Genomic DNA, 16,992 nt, shown 5'->3' on the forward strand with positions numbered 1-16,992 from the left:
CGGACGATGTCCGGCCAGGTCCCGCCGGTCCTGTCAGTGCTCCCGCGTCCCCCGCTCCAGCAGCGGCGCCGCGTCGGAGAGTACCCCGGAGATCCTCTCCAGCGTCGCCTCGTCCCGCTCCACGGGGTCGAGCACCGGGCCGTCGGCCGTCTTCCAGCGGCGGGCGACGGCGGCCGGGTCCTCGCCGGTCAGCAGTCCCGCCGCCTGGGCCGCGGCACCCAGCGCGACCAGTTCCCCGGCCTCTGGGATCCGCACCGGCCGGCCCGACAGCCGGCGTACGGTCTGCTGCCATGCCGTGCCGCGGGCGCCGCCGCCGATCAGCACCAGGGGGGTGGTGCGGTCGGCGTCCTGGTCGAGGACCAGGTCCAGCGCGCCGAGCAGGGAGTGGACGGCCCCGTCGTAGGCCGCCTGCAGGAGCTGCCCGGCGGTCGTGTCGTGGCGCAGCCCGTGCAGCAGGCCGGTGGCGTTCGGCAGGTCGGGGGTGCGTTCGCCGTCCAGGTAGGGGAGCAGGGTGACTTCGGTGCCGGGTTCGACGGCCTCCCGGTCGAGGCCGAGCAGCGTGGCCATCCGGTCGACGGCGAGCGTGCAGTTCAGGGTGCAGGCGAGCGGCAGCCAGTCCCCGCGTGCGTCGGCGAACCCCGACACGGTGCCGGTCGGATCGGCCGGACGGTGCTCGGAGACCGCGTACACCGTGCCCGACGTGCCCAGACTGAGGACCGGGGTGCCAGGGCGCAGCCCGAGGCCGAGCGCCGCGGCGGCGTTGTCGCCGGTACCGGGAGCCACCAGGGTGCCCTTGGAGAAGGGCAGGTCATGGATGTCGCGCACCGTTCCCGCCACCTCTCCCGGCCGTACGACCCGGGGCAGCAGGGCGGGGTCGAGACCGATCCCGGCCAGGATCTCCTCGTCGTACGCCTCGGTGGCGGACGCCCACCAGCCCGTCCCCGAGGCGTCACCGCGGTCGGTGGTGCCCTGGCCGGTCAGCCGCTCGGTCAGGTAGTCGTGCGGCAGGCGCACGGCGGCCACCGATCGTGCCGCCTCGGGCTCGTGCTCGGCGAGCCAGGCCCATTTGGTGACCGTGAACGAGGCGCCCGGCACACTGCCCGTACGGTCCGCCCAGGCCTTCGGGCCGCCCAGTTCGGCCACGAGACGGCGGGCCTGCGGGGCCGAGCGCACGTCGTTCCACAGCAGCGCCGGCCGCACGGGGTCCCCGTGCGCGTCCAGGGTGACCAGCCCGTGCTGCTGCCCGCCGATCGACACGGCGGCGGCCTCGTGCGCCGCGTCCCCGCACTGGTGCAGCGCCGTGCACAGGGCCTCCCACCACTGGCGTGGATCGCTCTCGCGGCCGGCACCGGCGGAGACCGTGTGCGGTGCCTGACCGCTCGCCACGACCTGACCGGTGGCCGCGTCGACGACGAGCACCTTGGTGGACTGGGTGGACGAGTCCACACCGACGACGAGCGGACCCTCGGCTGCTGACATCGGCTCTCCTCTTTTTTCGCGGCTCGAGCGGCTGTGACCTGCGGAAATCCTGGCACGGTGGGGCCCGCGTCCCGCGTTCGGGACCGGTGGGCGCCCCGTTGTCCCTTCCCAGGGACGCGTCGGCATACTAATTTGTAAATCGCCATGACGAAATAGTCGCAAGCGAGCAAGGAGCCGCGGCATGAACTACCAGCCCACCCCCGAGGACCGGTTCACGTTCGGGTTGTGGACCGTCGGCTGGCAGGGACGGGACCCCTTCGGCGACGCCACGCGCCCCGCCCTGGACCCGGTCGAGTCGGTGCAGCGCCTGTCCGAGCTGGGCGCGTACGGAGTGACCTTCCACGACGACGACCTGATTCCCTTCGGGTCCTCGGACACCGAGCGCGAGGCCCACGTCAAGCGATTCCGGCAGGCGCTGGAAGCGACCGGCATGACGGTCCCGATGGCCACCACCAACCTCTTCACGCACCCCGTCTTCAAGGACGGCGCCTTCACCGCCAACGACCGCGACGTGCGCCGCTACGCGCTGCGCAAGACGATCCGCAACATCGACCTGGCGGCGGAGCTGGGCGCGAAGACGTACGTGGCCTGGGGCGGCCGGGAGGGCTCCGAGTCCGGCGCGGCCAAGGACGTGCGCGCGGCGCTGGACCGGATGAAGGAGGCCTTCGACCTGCTCGGCGAGTACGTCACCTCCCAGGGCTACGACCTGCGCTTCGCGATCGAGCCCAAGCCCAACGAGCCGCGCGGCGACATCCTGCTGCCCACCGTCGGCCACGCCCTGGCCTTCATCGAACGCCTGGAACGCCCCGAGCTGTACGGCGTCAACCCCGAGGTGGGCCACGAGCAGATGGCCGGCCTGAACTTCCCGCACGGCATCGCCCAGGCCCTGTGGGCGGGCAAGCTCTTCCACATCGACCTCAACGGCCAGTCCGGCATCAAGTACGACCAGGACCTGCGCTTCGGCGCCGGGGACCTGCGCGCCGCGTTCTGGCTGGTCGACCTGCTGGAGAGTGCCGGTTACGACGGCCCGCGCCACTTCGACTTCAAGCCCCCGCGCACCGAGGACTTCGCCGGCGTGTGGGCCTCCGCGGCCGGCTGCATGCGCAACTACCTCATCCTCAAGGAGCGCGCCGCCGCCTTCCGAGCCGACCCCGAGGTCCAGGAGGCCCTGCGCGCCGCCCGCCTCGACCAGCTCGCCCAGCCCACCGCCGCCGACGGCGTGCAGGCACTCCTGGCCGACCGTTCCGCCTACGAGGACTTCGACACCGATGCCGCCGCCGCGCGCGGGATGGCCTTCGAACACCTCGACCAGCTCGCCATGGACCACCTGCTCGGCGCCCGGGGCTGAGCCCAGGACGTGGTGTGGGCGGTACGCGCGCGCGTACCGCCCACACGACGACGGGACATCAGATGCCGTGCGGCAGCCGCACGTAGGTCACGGTCGTCTCGACACCGCTGTCCACCAGCCGGCCCCGCGCGTCGAACGCGTCCGCGCCGTCCGTCATCCCGAAGTCGTTGTCGTTGACGAGGGCGAGCGTCCGCTCGTCCACGCGCGCGACACCCTCGACCTTCCCCGGCACCCCCGCGACTCTGCCCAGATCGACGACCAGCCGTTTGCCGAGCACCGGCACGCCGGCCGCCGCCGGGTCGTCGAGCTGCTCCAGCGACGGCGAGGCGGTGTCGTCGTCCCAGCGCCCCCCGAGGATGTCCGCCCGGCGCTCCAGCCGCACCAGGTGCAGCCGCGCCGCCCTGTCGGTGCGCTCCTCCACCAGCAGCCGGTCCCGGCCCACGGCGACCACCGAGGAGATCTTCAACTCCGATGTGTCGTCCTCGCCGGGATCGACCACGTCCACCGGGTCGAAGCGGTACGTGTACTCGGCGGTGACCGCCTGCCGGCGGGGTGAGAAGCGCAGCAGCCGGGTCGTGCGCGAGGCGTCCCCCGCGTCCGCGTCGGGCAGCGGCAGCGGGCTCTGCAGAGCCATCACCAGGTCACCGTCCGGCAGTTGCGCCAGTCCCTCGAAACCGCGGTTGACCTTCCGGTGCAGCAGGACGGAGGGCAGCGCCTCGACCACCGGGTAGTCCGCGCCGGTGAGTCGCAGCCCCTTGGGCACGTACCGCGTGAGCACCTTCCCGCGCGCGGAGACGTGGACCAGTGAGGGGCCGTACTCGTCGACGAGCCAGAAGGAGCCGTCCGCCGCCCGGACGATGCCCTCCGTGTCGAGGCCGTTCGGGTCGTACGACAGGGGTGTCCGGGCGTCGTAGGTGTACGGCGCCTCGTCCCGCCCCGCCTGGTCGGGCAGACCGGTGACGGGCCTGCCGGAGGACGTCGTCAGGGGGATCGCGTCCAGTACCCGTACCTGGTCGCCCGCCACGCGGATCTTCACGATCGCCGGGTCGAAGCCTGGCACCGGGAACGTGCGGCGCTTCTTGCCGGCCACCTTGATCTGCCCGTTGGGCCCGCGGTCGGTGACCGTCCAGAACTCGCCCTTGCGGCCCGCCGGGTAGATGTCGCTGCCGATACCACCCAGGTCCACACCCCGGTCGTCGTCCACGGTGCCCGGCAGCAGCCGGTTGCTGAACGCGCCGAGCGGTATGTCGGGGAGCGTCGCCGTGCGGATGACGCGGGCGTCGCCCGTGCGGGCCTTCCCGGTGCGGGCCTCACCGGCGGGGGCGGCCGCCGCCGCGCCGGCCGCGACGACCGAGGCGAGCAGGGCGAGCGGGAGCCCCGTCGCGAGAGAACGGCGGACGCGGCGCCGACCGGGGGCGTGCGAGGACATCGGGCCTCCTGAGAACACAACTGTGCTGACAGCCGTCAGGGTTGGGGCCCGCGCGCTACGGCGGCCGACGGGCGGGTGAACGACGGGCGTCCACGGGCTGTCGGCCTCGGGCCGACGGGGGCGCGCTGTCGTGGAGGTGAGCCGGCGCTGCCTCAGCTCTTCGTGTGGTCAGGGCCCGTGGCCCGGGGCCGACGGGTTCCCTGGGTGGCGTCCTCCCTCGTGGCGTCCTCCTCCGTCGCGTCTTCCACAGGGGTGCCTTGTGCCGTGGCGAGGGCGGTCGCCGGGTCGTGGGCCGCGGCGCCCATCGGCTCCCAGTGGCCGTTCTCCTTGCGAAAAGGCCACCAACGGCCGTCCTGCCCCAACCGGATCTGGTGGGCCGCGCCGACGAGGGTCCAACGGTTGCCCGTGGCCCGCAGCGAGGGGCGGTCCCCCTCCTCCCAGGCCGACGCCAGTGCGGCACGCGCGCGCACCCGGGCCTCGCCGTCGGGGGTCCACCCCTCCTCCAGTACGGACAACCCGGCGGCGCCGCCCGCCCGCCAGGCGCGCACGGCCCGCGAGAGCTGTGCCCTGTCACGTCCTGAGCCGATGGCCAGCCGGTCCAGCAGGACGTCGTCCGCACGGCCCGCGGGGGCGGCACCGCCCTCGCTCTCGAAGAGGCCCGCGGCAAGGCGGACGGCATCCTGCGCGACGGTGAGGCCGTCCTCGTCCGCCGGGTGGCTCCCGGGCGTGTCCTCCCGCGCCCCGTCGAGCCACCTGCAGGCCGTGGCGGCGGTCTGCGCGGCCAGGAACTCCAGGGCGGCCGGATCGAGCCCGGGTGCCGGGGCGGTCTCGGTGCCCAGCGACGGCGGCAGGCCCGGCTCGGCGGGCGCAAGGGGCACGGGCGGCAACGGTGGCAGGGCGCGCCCCGCCGCATAGGCCGCCGCCGCGTCCACGCCCTCCTGCGCGCTCGGTGCGTCGCTCCGCGCGGCATCCCGCGCGCGAAGCTCGCCGAACAGGGTCCGCACGTCACGCCCGCGCATCAGCAGCAGCACGAAGGGATCCTGGTCGAGCAACCGCGCCGCGAGATGGCACAGCGCGCTCGTGTGCCCGCAGTGGTCCCAGGCGTCGCAGTCGCAGCGCGGCTCCAGGTCGCCGATCCCGGGAAGCAGTTCGATGCCGGCGGCCGACGCGTCCTCGACGAGATGGGGCGGCAGGTCGCGGTCCAGCAGGGCCGCGAGATACCCGGACCGTTCCACGGCCAGGTCGAGGAACCGGGCCCACCGGTCCTCGGGCAACTGCTCCAGCAGGACGTCCGCACGGTGTGCCGTACGGTCCTGGTCGTACACGACCGCGGTGATGCGGCCCGGGCGCACCGTCACGGCGCCCACCGCTCCCGATCGGGCGAGCCGCCGTCCCGTCCGTACCTGCTGACCGTCCAGCGCCGTGTCCTCCAGCGCCTTCAGCCAGGCGTGTCCCCACCACGTCTGCGCGAAAGCGCGCCCGCGCGCGGGCGACAGCGCGGCAAAGGTCCGCTCCGTCTCGGTGCCGTGGTCGTTCATCGGGGTCCTCCTCGCAGCTCCACCAGCGCGGCCAGTTCGGCGTCGGTCAGTTCCGTGAGCGCGGACTCACCCGATCCGAGGACCGCCTCGGCCAGGTCACGCTTGCGGTGCAGCAGGTCGGCGATACGATCCTCGATCGTCCCCTCAGCGATCAGCCGGTGCACCTGCACGGGCCGTTGCTGGCCGATGCGGTACGCCCGGTCGGTGGCCTGGGCCTCGACCGCCGGGTTCCACCAGCGGTCGTAGTGCACGACGTGTTCCGCGCGCGTGAGGTTGAGCCCCGTGCCCGCGGCCTTCAGGGACAGCAGGAACACCGGGACCTCGCCGTCCTGGAAGCGGCGGACCGAGGCCTCCCGCTCCGTGACGGGTGTGCCTCCGTGCAGGAACAGCGACCGCGTGCCGCGCGCCGCCAGGTGCCGTTCGATCAGCCGTCCCATCCGCACGTACTGCGTGAAGACCAGCACGCTCGCGTCCTCGGAGAGGACGGTGTCGAGCAGTTCGTCCAGCAACTCCAGTTTCCCCGAGCGTCCGGTGATCACCGGCCGGTCCTCCTTGAGGAAGTGCGCCGGGTGGTTGCAGATCTGCTTCAGACCGGTCAGCAGCTTCACGACCAGACCGCGCCGCGCCATGCCGTCCGCGCAGGAGATCTCGGCCAGCGTCTCGCGCACCAGGGCCTCGTAGAGCCCGGCCTGTTCCCCGGTGAGCGTGACGGCGTGATCGGTCTCCGTCTTCGGTGGCAGTTCGGGCGCGATGCCCGGGTCCGACTTGCGGCGGCGCAGCAGGAACGGTCCGACGAGCCGGGCGAGGCGCTCGGCGGCGGCCGGGTCCCGTCCGCTCTCGACGGCCTGTGCGTAGCGCGAGCGGAAGGTGCCCAGCCTGCCCAGCAGGCCCGGAGTCGCCCAGTCGAGGATCGCCCACAGCTCGGACAGGTTGTTCTCGACGGGCGTGCCGGTGAGTGCCACGCGCGCGCGTGCCCCGATGGTGCGCAACTGCCGGGCCGTGGCCGAGTACGGGTTCTTCACGTGTTGCGCCTCGTCCGCCACGACCATGCCCCAGGCCACCTCGGCCAGGCGCGGCGCGTCCGTACGCATCGTGCCGTACGTGGTCAGGACGAACTCACCGTCCGCGAGGTCCGCGAGATCGCGCCGCGCCCCGTGGAAGCGGCGCACGGGCGTACCGGGAGCGAACCTCTCGATCTCGCGCTGCCAGTTGCCCATCAGGGATGTCGGGCAGACAACCAGGGAGGGACCGCTCGTCACCGGGTCCTGCTGCCGGTGCAGGTGGAGCGCGATCAGTGTGATCGTCTTGCCGAGCCCCATGTCGTCGGCCAGGCAGCAGCCGAGGCCCGACGACGTCATCCGCGACAGCCAGCCCAGGCCGCGCAGCTGGTAGTCGCGCAGCCGTGCGGCGAGCGCGGCCGGCTGCGCGACGGGCTCCTGCGCGTGCGGGCCCGTGAGGCGGTCCCGCAGGGCCGCCAGCCATCCGGTCGGCCGGACCTCGACACGGAGGCCGTCGACGTCGGCGGAGCCCGTCAGAGCGGCGCCCAGCGCCTCCACGGAGGTGATCTTCCGGTCCTGCCGGGCCCGGGCCCGGCGCACCTCGCCGGGGTCGACCAGCACCCACCGGTCGCGCAGCCGTACGAGCGGCCGGTTCGCCTCCGCCAGGTGGTCCAGTTCCGCGCGGGTGAGCCGCTGACCGCCCAGCGCGAACCACCAGTCGAAGGCGACCGGGGCGTCGGCGGACAGCACGCTCCCAGGCCCCGGCGGACGGCCCCGGGCGTCGTCCGCGCCGTCGGGCGGCCCGACGGTCGCCCCGGCCGTCAGCCCCCGGGTCGTCTCCGCCGGCCAGTGCACCTCGACCCCGGTCGCGGCGAGCGCCCTCACGCCCTCTCCGAGCAGTTCGGCGATCTCCTCGTCGGCGAGTTCGACGGCGTCCGGCACGGTCGCCGACAGCAGCGGGGACAGCGGCGGCCACGCATGGGCCGCGCGGCGCAGCGCGAGCAGGACGTCCGTCCGGGCCCGGGCACCGAAGGGCCCGGCCGCGGCATCGGATCCGGAACCGTCCCAGACGTCCACGGCGTCGGCGACCCGCGCGGGACCGCTCACGCTGTGCACCTGCAGCACCGCACGGAACCGCGGGTCCGGCCCGCCGGACTCTGCGGAGCCCAGTCCCGGCACCTCGACGCGCACCGAGATCCGCACCCCCGCGTCGTGTCCCGCGGCGACCTCGGCGGCCCACGCCCGGTGTTCCGGCACGTGCTGCCGTTGCGGTGCCGCGTAGGCGGGACCGCCGGTGACGAGGGACGCGGCCGGTGAGCGGGGCAGCGTGTCGGCCACCGCGTCCAGGAAGGCACGCAGCAGGCGTTCGGGGTCGGGCAGCCGCAGCCGCCCGGTGGCGTCGAGCGGCACGGCATGCGCCTCGGGCGGCATCGCGGCGGCCAGCGCGCCCACCTGCTCCGCGTCGGCGCCGTGCAGGGGAGCCGCGCGCCACGCGTCGTGGTCGCCCGCCGAGAGGCCGGGCAGCAGCAGGCCGCGCGCCGTGAGGTGCAGGCCCAGCACGGCTGCCGCGCCCCAGAAGACCGTGGCGCGGTGCCCTTGTCCGTCGGCCCGCGCGCGCATGAGGACGGGCAGTGCCGCGCGCAGCGGGAGAGTGACGGCGGGGACGGTCATCCGCGTGACTCCGTCCCCGCCGGGAAGGACGACCGTCAGGTCCGTCACGGGCGAGTGCGCGACGGCCGAAGGGGCGTGGCCGTCGGGCCGCCAGAAGGCGACCCGGCCCGTACGCGCGGGGTCGGCGGGCAGGAACACGGCACAGCAGTGGGCGAGTTCGGTGAGGTCGGGCGGGGTGGTCAGGGAGGTCCTCTGCACGGTGATGCTGGTTCCTCAAATTTGACTACTGAGTGGGTCGCCGAGGGTACAGCACGCCGACGTCCGCTCCGCAACCACGCGGCTGTGACGTGCGGCACCGCCGACCGGAGTGTCGCCAGCCCCCGGGCCCGTCCGGGGGTGCACCCCCCACCCGCGGGGAGGCCACCCCCCTCCCGGCCCGGGTGCTGCCGCCATGGTCGGCACAGTGCTTCGGTTCGTACGTTTCCTCAGGTCAGGACGTTGCCGAGAGACCGGAGACCCCGCCATGCCCCAACCCGCCGCAATCGTCGCGGACGGTACCGACGAGAGGGTCGTCGGGTCGTCCGCCGGCAGCAGTGAATTCGCGCCCCTGCTGCGCACCGCCAAGGGCCAGGAACTGCTGGAACGACGCCACGCCTGGTACGCGCGCGTCATCACCGGCAACGCCCTCGCCCTGGCCGCGGTCGTCGCCGGACTCTTCCTGATCGGCGACTCCTGGTGGGCGCTGCTCCTGGCGGTGCCCTTCGCCGTGCTCTTCGCCCGCACCGCGTTCATCGGGCACGACGCGGGCCACGCGCAGATCACCGGCGACAAGGCGGTCAGCCGGGTCATCGGCCTGGTGCACGGCAACCTGCTGCTCGGGCTGAGCTTCTCCTGGTGGAACGCCAAGCACAACCGGCACCACGCCAACCCCAACCACCGGGACAAGGACCCGGACGTCGCCGCCGATGTGCTGGTCTTCACGGGGGAGCAGGCCGGCGTCCGGCAGGGCTTCCGGCGCTGGCTCACCCGCAACCAGGCCTGGCTGTTCTTCCCGCTCACCCTCCTGGAGGGCATCGCCCTCAAGGTGCACGGCTTCAAGGACCTGCGTCGGCAGTCCCCCCGGGAGCGCGCTCTGGAGGGCGCGCTCCTCGTGGCCCACGTGGTGGCGTACACGGCGTTGCTGCTCGCTGTCCTGTCTCCCGGCAAGGCCCTGGCGTTCGCCGCGCTGCACCAGGCGTTGTTCGGACTCCACCTGGGACTCGCCTTCGCACCGAACCACAAGGGCATGGAGATGCCGGACCCGGACGGAGACCGCTGGGGCCACCTGCGCCGCCAGGTGCTCACCTCCCGCAACATCCGCGGTGGCGTCCTGACCGACTGGTTCCTCGGCGGACTCAACTACCAGATCGAGCACCACCTGTTTCCCAGCATGCCGCGCCCGCACCTGCGGCTGGCCCAGCCGCTGGTGCGTGCACACTGCCGCGAACTGGGCATCCCCTATGCGGAGACCGGCCTCGTCGACTCCTACCGGCAGGCCCTGCGGCACCTGTACGAGGTGGGGGAGCCGCTCAGGGCGGAGTAGCCGGGGCGGGGGGCCGACCGGGCGGAGCGCGTACGAAGGCGGACCGCGTCTGGACGGACCGCGTCTGGACGGGCTCCGTCCGGGCGGGCCCCGTCCGGGCGGATCGTGTCCGGTGATCCGTGTTCGAGCGGCCCGTTTGCGGGCGACGACCCGTAGGGGGCGCGGCTCAGGGATGGCTCAGGGACATCTCGGGGGCGTCTTGGGGGTGCGGCCAGGAACCGCCTGAGCCGCGGGGCCGTTTCCACGACAGAGAGCGGCAGTGGCCGCGAAGGAGGCGACAGATGTCGAAGAACGCGAAGATCGCCGTGGGCGGAGTGGCGGTCGGACTGATCCTGTGGATCTGGCTGCCCTGGTGGGCCGCGCTCCTGATAGTCCTGGGCGTCCCGGCGGCCGCCTACCTCGCGCTGGACCCCTCCCAGCGCCGCAGACTGCGCCGCGTCACCCGCAAGGAACTCCGCCGCTGAGACACGGCTGCCCGGGAAGCCTCGCCCACCTGGGCGAGCCTGCCCGGGCCGTCTCCCGTCCGGGACCCCTCGGGGCGATCCGGTCCAGCTGTCCGACTGATCAGCTGGGACGTACCGCCAGCTCGTCGAGGGCCTGCAGCAGACCGGGCAGCTCCGGGCCCCGGCCGACCGGATGGACCTCACCGGGCTCCTCGTCGAGGAGGACGAAGGCGATGTCGTCGGTCCGGGCCACCATCGACCATCCCGGTCCGTCGGCGCGCAGGGTCCGCGCCTCGCCCGGGGCGAAGGAGGACCGGACACGGCCCAGGGGCGGCGGCGAGTCCACGTACGCACGCGCCTCCGCCAGGACACGCCGGACGCCCCGGTGGCCCAGGAGGGCCCGGTTTCCGGGGCCGCCCGGCGTGTCGTCGCCCGTGGCGATTCCCTCCGTCCCGCCGCTCCCTTGCTCCCGCTCTTCTTCCCGGCCCGCGCCTGTTGCTCGTCCCGGGACCGCGCGGGCCTCTCCTTGCGGCTCTGTCCCGGCACGCGGGCCCCTCGTGCCGGGTGCGTCGCCGCCCCGCTCGCGCGGGGTGGAGAAGGCGTCGTCGATCTGCTCCCGCCACACCGACCAGCGCAGCGCGATCTCGTCGGCGCCCAGGCGCCGCTGTGCCGGCCCCCACGCACTGGTGTCCGGCGGTGCCAGCAGGGGGCCGTCGCCGGTGTCCGGAGCGGGATCGTGGGGCGCTGGCACACCGGGCGCCGCCACGGCCACGGCCAGCGGCCAGCCCGGCAGCGCGGCGATGACCGTGCGCTCGTCGGGCGACAGGTCGTACTCCATGCCGCAGTCCCAGGAAGCGATGGCCACGGCCACCAGGGACACGTCGTCGACGACGACCGTCCACCGTGCCCCGGTGCCGTCCTGGCCGAGCACGAGTCCGTACCCGTCCGCCGACGGGGCCAGGCCGAGCGCCGCACAGGCCTCGGGATAGTCGTCGCCGAGCACGCTCGGGAACTGCGCCGGTGTCAGCAGCACCGCCGTGAGCACGTAGAGCGCGTCATCCGCGGCGGTGACGGCTTCCTCGTCCGTCCCGGCCATCCCAGCCTCCCATCGGTTCGTCCAACGGCGCGCACCCTAGTGTGCGGGAGAGGCGGTTGTCACGACGCGCGTTACGTCCCGGACCTGCAGTTTTCCTCCCCGGAGGGGGCAAACGGCCGCACGGCGCCTGCCCGGACCCCGGTTTCGCGCGCCGCTTCAGCACGCATGGCTCATGTGCCGCTACGCACAGTAGAGTTGGAATGCGAACGGGAAGAAGGGGTGTGGCGTGACGAAGCGGTTCGAGCGGCTGGAGCAGATCCGCCGGATGGATCCGGTGGCCGAGGCGACGGAGATCCACCGGATCACCGCGGCCTACGAGTTCCCCTGGGACTTCACCCGCGCCCTGGAACTGGCCCTCTACCGCACGTACGCCGTCCCGAGCATCGGCAGACTGCTGGCGGAGACGGCCGAGCTGACCGACCGCGCGCAGAAGCGCTACGACGACACGTCCCTGCTCCTGGACACCGTCGTCGAGCACGGTTTCGCGAGTGAACGGGGCCGCACCGCGATCCGGCGCATCAACCAGATGCACCGAAGCTACGACATCAGCAACGACGACATGCGTTACGTGCTCTGCACGTTCGTCGTGATGCCCAAGCGGTGGATCGACGCGTACGCCTGGCGCAGACTCTCCCGGCACGAGACCGTGGCCGCAGCCGTCCACTACCGCACGCTCGGACGGCACATGGGCATCAAGGACATCCCCGAGTCGTACGAGGACTTCGAGGCGCATCTCGACGGCTACGAGAAGGCCAACTTCCACTGGGACGAGCGGGCCCGCACGGTCTCCGACTCCACACTCGACCTGATGACCTCCTGGTACCCGCGCCCCCTCGCCCCCGTCCTGCGCGGCGCCACCCTCGCCCTGCTCGACGAACCGCTGCTCCGGGCCTTCCGGTACGACCCCCCGTCCGCGCTGACACGCACGCTCGTGCGGCGCGCGGTGCGGGCCCGCGGCCGCGTCGTCAGGCTGCTGCCACCACGTCGGGCGCCGCATTTCGCGCGCCAGAACTGGGAGATCAAGAGCTACCCGGACGGCTACCGGGTGGCAGACCTGGGCACCCACCCGGTGCCAGGCGTCCGGGGATGCCCCGTGCGGCACATCAGTGACTCGGCGGGCCGCCTCGTCGAGTGAGCCGACCGTGGCGCGCGACCGGACCGGCTCCAGAGGTACCGGTCGGTGCCAGGCACTTGGACCGGCGTCAGTCCTGGCGCACAGCCAGTGCCAGGAAGCGGACGTCCTCGTCGGTGTACGCCGTCATGTGCCACCCCGAACGGGCCAGCAGGGGGCGGAGGTTGGGTTCCGCGCGCAGGTCGTCCGGTGTGAGCCGGCGACCCTGACGTGCCGCGAGCGCCGCCCGGCCGATCGGGTGGAACAGCGCCAGGGTGCCGCCCGGCCGCACCACCCGCCGCAATTCCCGCAGATCGTCCCCAGGGTGTGGCAGATGGGCGACCAGACCCGCAGCGAAGACGGCGTCGAACGACTCCGGCCTGAACGGCAGCGCGGCGACGTCGGCGAGCAGCAGCCGCCCGTCCCGGTCCCGGCCGGCCCGCACGGCGGCCTGAAGCATGGCCGGGGTCAGATCGGCACCCACGACCACGCCCGACGCGCCCACGGCGGCGCGCAGAGACGGCAGGGCGCGCCCGGTCCCGCACCCCGCGTCGAGCACGCGGTCGCCCTCGTCGAGCTCCAGCTCGGCGACCGCGGCGGCGTAGGCGGGGCCGTCGTCGGGGAACCTGCGGTCCCAGTCCGCGGCGCGGGCGGTGAAGAACTCCTGGACGTGTGTGTGGTCGTCGCTCATGCTCCGCATGATTCCTCACCGCATCGGACGACGTCACTGCGCGCACGTTCGAACGCGAGGCGATCGTTCAGCTGTACGCCGGTGATGACTACGCGCGCGTGGAGGTTCGGTGGTTTCCGGGGGCGTCCGTCGTCGGAGCGGGCGGCGAGTTCGGCCACCGACTGCGTCTCCGCGCGGCCCAGGTCGATCAGACACGGTGTTCGGGGCCGGCTGCGGCTGCCCGCCCGTCCCGGAGGCGCCCGGGACGGGGGTGACGAGCGAGATCAGGTCGAAGGCACCGACCCTTGTCGCTGAAGACACTGGTCGCCGGCGGGTTCGGCGTGGGCAACACCACGCTGGTGGGCGCGGTCAGCGAGATCCGGCCGCTGCACACCGAGGAACCGCTGAGCCAGGCGGGCCGGCCGGTGGACGACACCCACGGGGCTGACCAGAAGGTGACCACGACCGGCGCCATGGACTTCGGGCGCATCACCATCCGCTCCGGACTCTGCCTCTCCTTGTTCGGCACCCGGTCAGGACCGCTCCTGGTTCCTGTGGGACGAACTGCCAAAGGAGGCGCTCGGCGCCGTGGCCCTCGTGGACCCGTGCAGGCTCGAGGCGGTTCGTCGAGTACGCCGGGCGGTGCGCACCGCCCGGCTGCTCGGCTCCGTGGGCTGAACGGCAAGCGGACGAACCACGCGTCCGGCGCCGGGAAGCCGGCCGGATCAGTCCGCGAGGTCCCGCACCGCCACGACCTTCTCGATCGTCGCCCGGACCAGGAGTTCCCCCGGGACGCCGTTGCGCGCACCGAACTCCTCGGCGCGCTCCTCGCCCATGTACCGGGCACCGATCCGGGCGGCCCAGTGCCGGACCTCGCCCAGGTCCTCGGACACGTGCGCGCGACCCTGCACCACCACGAAGGTGAACGGCGGCCGGTCGTCGTCCACGCACAGCGCGAACCGGCCGTCACGCGCCAGATTGCGCCCCTTGACGGTCTCCTTCCCGGTGTTGAAGACCACATCGCCCCCGTCGAGCAGGAACCAGATCGGTGCCACGTGCGGGCTCCCGTCGGCCCGTACGGTCGACAGCTTGCCGGTGCGGGTGCCGCCCGAGACGAACGCCCGCCATTCCTCGTCGGTCATCTTCTGTGCCATGCCCCCATCCTGCTTGCCGGGGCAGGGACAGTGGTGAAGGCTGGCGGGAGATCCTCCGGCCGGGAGGAGACACGCAGGGGGCGACAGCGTCATGGAACAGCACCGCACACTCGGCTGGCTGCTGGACGACCTGACCGAACGGGTGGAGGACGTCCGGCACGCCCTCGTCCTGTCCACCGACGGGTTGGTCACGGGAGCCAGCACGGGCCTGAGGCGAGAGGACGCGGAGCACCTGGCCGCCGTCTCGTCCGGACTGCACAGCCTGGCCAAGGGCTCCGGGCGGCACTTCGGTGCGGGCTCGGTGCGCCAGACGATGGTCGAGTTCGACGACGCCGTGCTGTTCGTCACCGCGGCCGGAACCGGCAGCTGCCTGTGCGTCCTCAGCGGCGCGGAGGCCGACATCGGCCTGATCGCCTACGAGATGACCCTGCTGGTGAACCGTGTCGGCGAGCACCTCGACGTGGCCACCCGGCGACCTGAGCGCGGTTCTGCAACAGACCTCTGACCAGCGCTTTCGCTGTCTTCCCTGGAGTTATCCACAGGCCCGCGCCGAGATTCCCGGCAACGGCTACGGTTTTTCGCATGCGAACGCGACAGGCGCGAGCAACTCACTCCACGGGGGACGAACATGTCCGGCTACACCCTCACACCCACGTCCACATCCACCGCCGAAGCGGCCGTCACAAAGCGCGACACGTCCTTCAGCCCGAGCCGGGCGGCCCGGGAACTGGGCTTCAAGCGCAGCCAGTTCGAGCTGGCGGTGCGCCTCGGCCACATCCGGACCCTCCCTGACGAAGGAGGAGGCGGCCGCCGGGTGGCCCGGGCGGAGGTCGAGCGGCTCCGCGCCAAGGAGGACTTTCCCGACGGGCTGCGCCGACGGGTGGAGGCCGTGGGCACCGGACAGGCCACGGAGCTCCTGGGCGTCACCAGGGTCCGGTTCACCCGCCTGGCCCGCCTGGGCCTCGTGGTGCCGGTCGATTTTTACGTCAACCGGTACCGGGCCGTCGTCTGGCTGTACCTGGCCGACGAACTGGGGGAGTTCGCGGCCGAAACGAACAACGTCTCGCTGCTGAACCGGCCGCTGCCGGAGACCCTGCGCGACCAGTTGGACGCAGGCCTGGACCTGCGCCCACGCAACTGGCGTGGTCGGTACCTCGGCTGCCTGCTGCGCCAGTCCGGCGACCCCTGGGAGGGGGCGGCCGCCCTCGCCTCGCTCCTCGACCCGCTCCTGGTCTCCGAGATCGTCCCCGACCCCTATGAACGGGCCCATCTGAACCGCTACCGGCCCAGGCCACCCGCGCACGGTGCGCCCGGTTCGCCCACCGCCCACCTCACCGAGCGGATCACCATGGCGGAGGACCCCGACGAGATCGCCTGGCTCCGCGCCGATCTGGTACGGGCGGTGTCGGAGGCACGCGACCACCGCCCCGCCCCTCGCCCGGTGCCCCGCTGCACCGAGGAGGGAGCGAGGCAGGACGGACCGCCTGTAGCGGAGCGGCGGCAGAGGGGCACCGCAGGACAGCCGCCGCGGGGGCTGTTCGGGCGGATCTTCCGCACAGGAGCCTGAGCCGGAGGGATCGAGCGTCCCGCCCGGCGTCCGGGAACCGGAGCGGCCCACCAGCGCCGGCCGCCGGCCGCCTACACCGGGCGGAACAGCCCCTCCTGGACGACCGACACGAGCAGCCGCCCCTCGGTGTCGAAGATGCGGCCCCGGGCAAGACCGCGTCCGCCCGTCGCGATCGGGGACTCCTGGTCGTACAGGAACCACTCGTCCGCCCGGAACGGCCGGTGGAACCACATGGCGTGATCCAGCGACGCCATGTCGAAGCCACGCGGCCCCCACAACGGCTCGACGGGAAGGCGCACGGCGTCCAGCAGCGTCATGTCGCTGGCGTAGGTCAGCGCGCACGTGTGCACGAGCGGATCGTCGCCGAGCGGCCCGACCGCACGCATCCACACCGCGCTGCGCGGCTCGGCATCCTCGATCTCCTCGGCGGTCCAGCGCAGCCGGTCCACGTAACGGATGTCGAAGGGCTGGCGGCGCGCCATGCGCTCCAGCTGCTCAGGCAGCGCGCCCAGGTGCTCCCGGACCTCGTCGGCGACCGTCGGCAGGGACTCCGGAGGTGGAACCTTGCGGGCGGGCGGCAGCTGGTGTTCGAAACCACCCTGTTCGGCCTGATGGAAGGAGGCGGTCAGATTGAAGATCGTGCGGCCCTGCTGCACCGCGGTGACCCGGCGGGTCGTGAAGGACCGCCCGTCCCGCACCCGTTCGACCTGGTACACGATCGGCAACCCCGGACGGCCGGGCCGCAGGAAGTACGCGTGCAGGGAGTGGACCGGGCGGTCGCTGTCCGTGGTGCGCCCGGCTGCCACGAGGGCCTGGCCGGCCACCTGGCCGCCGAAGACCCGCTGCAGGGACTCCTGCGGGCTGCGGCCACGGAAGATGTTGACCTCGATCTGCTCCAGGTCCAGCAGGTCGACAAGCCTCTCGGCCGGGTTCGTCATGGGTGGGGTTCTCCTGTGTTCACAGCTG

At 73.0% G+C, this 16,992-nt stretch carries 14 protein-coding genes and 1 pseudogene; 7 read left to right on the top strand and 8 right to left on the bottom strand.

The features are described from left to right. Positions 1–33: 33 nt before the first annotated feature. Positions 34–1,479: a xylulokinase gene (xylB, locus tag ACFC02_RS01200; RefSeq protein WP_376350448.1), complete on the bottom strand. Its 1,446-nt coding sequence runs from the start codon at positions 1,477–1,479 to the stop codon at positions 34–36. Positions 1,480–1,660: 181 nt separating this feature from the next. Between xylB and xylA the strand changes: the two genes are divergently transcribed. Next, entirely contained in the window at positions 1,661–2,827 is a 1,167-nt protein-coding gene (gene xylA, locus ACFC02_RS01205) for a xylose isomerase (RefSeq protein WP_376350451.1), read from the top strand. A gap of 58 nt (positions 2,828–2,885) precedes the next feature. On the opposite strand, the gene ACFC02_RS01210 is transcribed toward xylA, so the two are convergent. The 3 genes from ACFC02_RS01210 to ACFC02_RS01220 all read right to left on the bottom strand — a co-directional run bounded on the left by ACFC02_RS01210 (position 2,886) and on the right by ACFC02_RS01220 (position 8,661). Next, positions 2,886–4,256: an esterase-like activity of phytase family protein gene (locus tag ACFC02_RS01210; protein ID WP_376350453.1), complete on the bottom strand. Its 1,371-nt coding sequence runs from the start codon at positions 4,254–4,256 to the stop codon at positions 2,886–2,888. 152 nt (positions 4,257–4,408) lie between these two features. Then, on the bottom strand, positions 4,409–5,794 hold the full coding sequence (locus tag ACFC02_RS01215) for an SWF or SNF family helicase (protein WP_376350455.1): 1,386 nt from the start codon (positions 5,792–5,794) through the stop codon (positions 4,409–4,411). Continuing rightward, on the bottom strand, positions 5,791–8,661 hold the full coding sequence (locus ACFC02_RS01220) for an SNF2-related protein (protein WP_376350457.1): 2,871 nt from the start codon (positions 8,659–8,661) through the stop codon (positions 5,791–5,793). The genes ACFC02_RS01215 and ACFC02_RS01220 overlap by 4 nt, the downstream gene beginning before the upstream one ends. A 265-nt stretch (positions 8,662–8,926) precedes the next feature. Here ACFC02_RS01220 and ACFC02_RS01225 point away from each other — a divergent pair, with 265 nt between their 5' ends. Beyond that, positions 8,927–9,985, top strand: a complete 1,059-nt coding sequence (locus ACFC02_RS01225; RefSeq protein ID WP_376350460.1) for a fatty acid desaturase family protein — start codon at positions 8,927–8,929, stop codon at positions 9,983–9,985. A 281-nt stretch (positions 9,986–10,266) separates the two neighbouring features. Next, positions 10,267–10,449: a hypothetical protein gene (locus tag ACFC02_RS01230; RefSeq protein WP_376350462.1), complete on the top strand. Its 183-nt coding sequence runs from the start codon at positions 10,267–10,269 to the stop codon at positions 10,447–10,449. 100 nt (positions 10,450–10,549) lie between these two features. On the opposite strand, the gene ACFC02_RS01235 is transcribed toward ACFC02_RS01230, so the two are convergent. Then, positions 10,550–11,524 (bottom strand): hypothetical protein, encoded by a 975-nt coding sequence (locus tag ACFC02_RS01235; RefSeq protein WP_376350464.1) that lies wholly within the window; start codon positions 11,522–11,524, stop codon positions 10,550–10,552. A 265-nt stretch (positions 11,525–11,789) separates the two neighbouring features. Here ACFC02_RS01235 and ACFC02_RS01240 point away from each other — a divergent pair, with 265 nt between their 5' ends. Further along, positions 11,790–12,659, top strand: coding sequence for an oxygenase MpaB family protein (locus ACFC02_RS01240; RefSeq protein WP_376350614.1), 870 nt, complete (start codon positions 11,790–11,792; stop codon positions 12,657–12,659). A 67-nt stretch (positions 12,660–12,726) separates the two neighbouring features. Here the strand turns inward: ACFC02_RS01240 and ACFC02_RS01245 are convergent, their stop codons facing one another. Continuing rightward, positions 12,727–13,326, bottom strand: coding sequence for a class I SAM-dependent methyltransferase (locus tag ACFC02_RS01245; RefSeq protein ID WP_376350466.1), 600 nt, complete (start codon positions 13,324–13,326; stop codon positions 12,727–12,729). 284 nt (positions 13,327–13,610) lie between these two features. Here ACFC02_RS01245 and ACFC02_RS01250 point away from each other — a divergent pair. Further along, positions 13,611–13,923, top strand: a pseudogene (locus ACFC02_RS01250) (ATP/GTP-binding protein); the annotation flags it as partial. 107 nt (positions 13,924–14,030) lie between these two features. On the opposite strand, the gene ACFC02_RS01255 reads toward ACFC02_RS01250, so the two are convergent. Further along, complete coding sequence (locus tag ACFC02_RS01255) at positions 14,031–14,459, bottom strand: PPOX class F420-dependent oxidoreductase (RefSeq protein WP_376350469.1); 429 nt, start codon at positions 14,457–14,459, stop codon at positions 14,031–14,033. A 91-nt stretch (positions 14,460–14,550) separates the two neighbouring features. Between ACFC02_RS01255 and ACFC02_RS01260 the strand changes: the two genes are divergently transcribed. Continuing rightward, a complete protein-coding gene (locus ACFC02_RS01260; RefSeq protein WP_376350472.1) occupies positions 14,551–14,964 on the top strand; it encodes a roadblock/LC7 domain-containing protein in 414 nt (137 codons plus the stop codon). A gap of 123 nt (positions 14,965–15,087) precedes the next feature. Beyond that, the gene (locus ACFC02_RS01265; RefSeq protein WP_376350475.1) at positions 15,088–16,026 is read left to right on the top strand and encodes a DUF6397 family protein; all 939 of its coding nucleotides are present in this window, start codon (positions 15,088–15,090) and stop codon (positions 16,024–16,026) included. A 71-nt stretch (positions 16,027–16,097) separates the two neighbouring features. Here ACFC02_RS01265 and ACFC02_RS01270 read toward each other — a convergent pair whose 3' ends face one another. After that, positions 16,098–16,964 carry an acyl-CoA thioesterase gene (locus ACFC02_RS01270; protein WP_376350478.1) on the bottom strand — a complete coding sequence of 289 codons (867 nt, stop codon included), beginning with the start codon at positions 16,962–16,964 and terminating at the stop codon, positions 16,098–16,100. Positions 16,965–16,992 lie beyond the last annotated feature (28 nt).

This window comes from Streptomyces sp. NPDC056160 (genome assembly GCF_042268205.1).
Classification (GTDB): domain Bacteria; phylum Actinomycetota; class Actinomycetes; order Streptomycetales; family Streptomycetaceae; genus Streptomyces.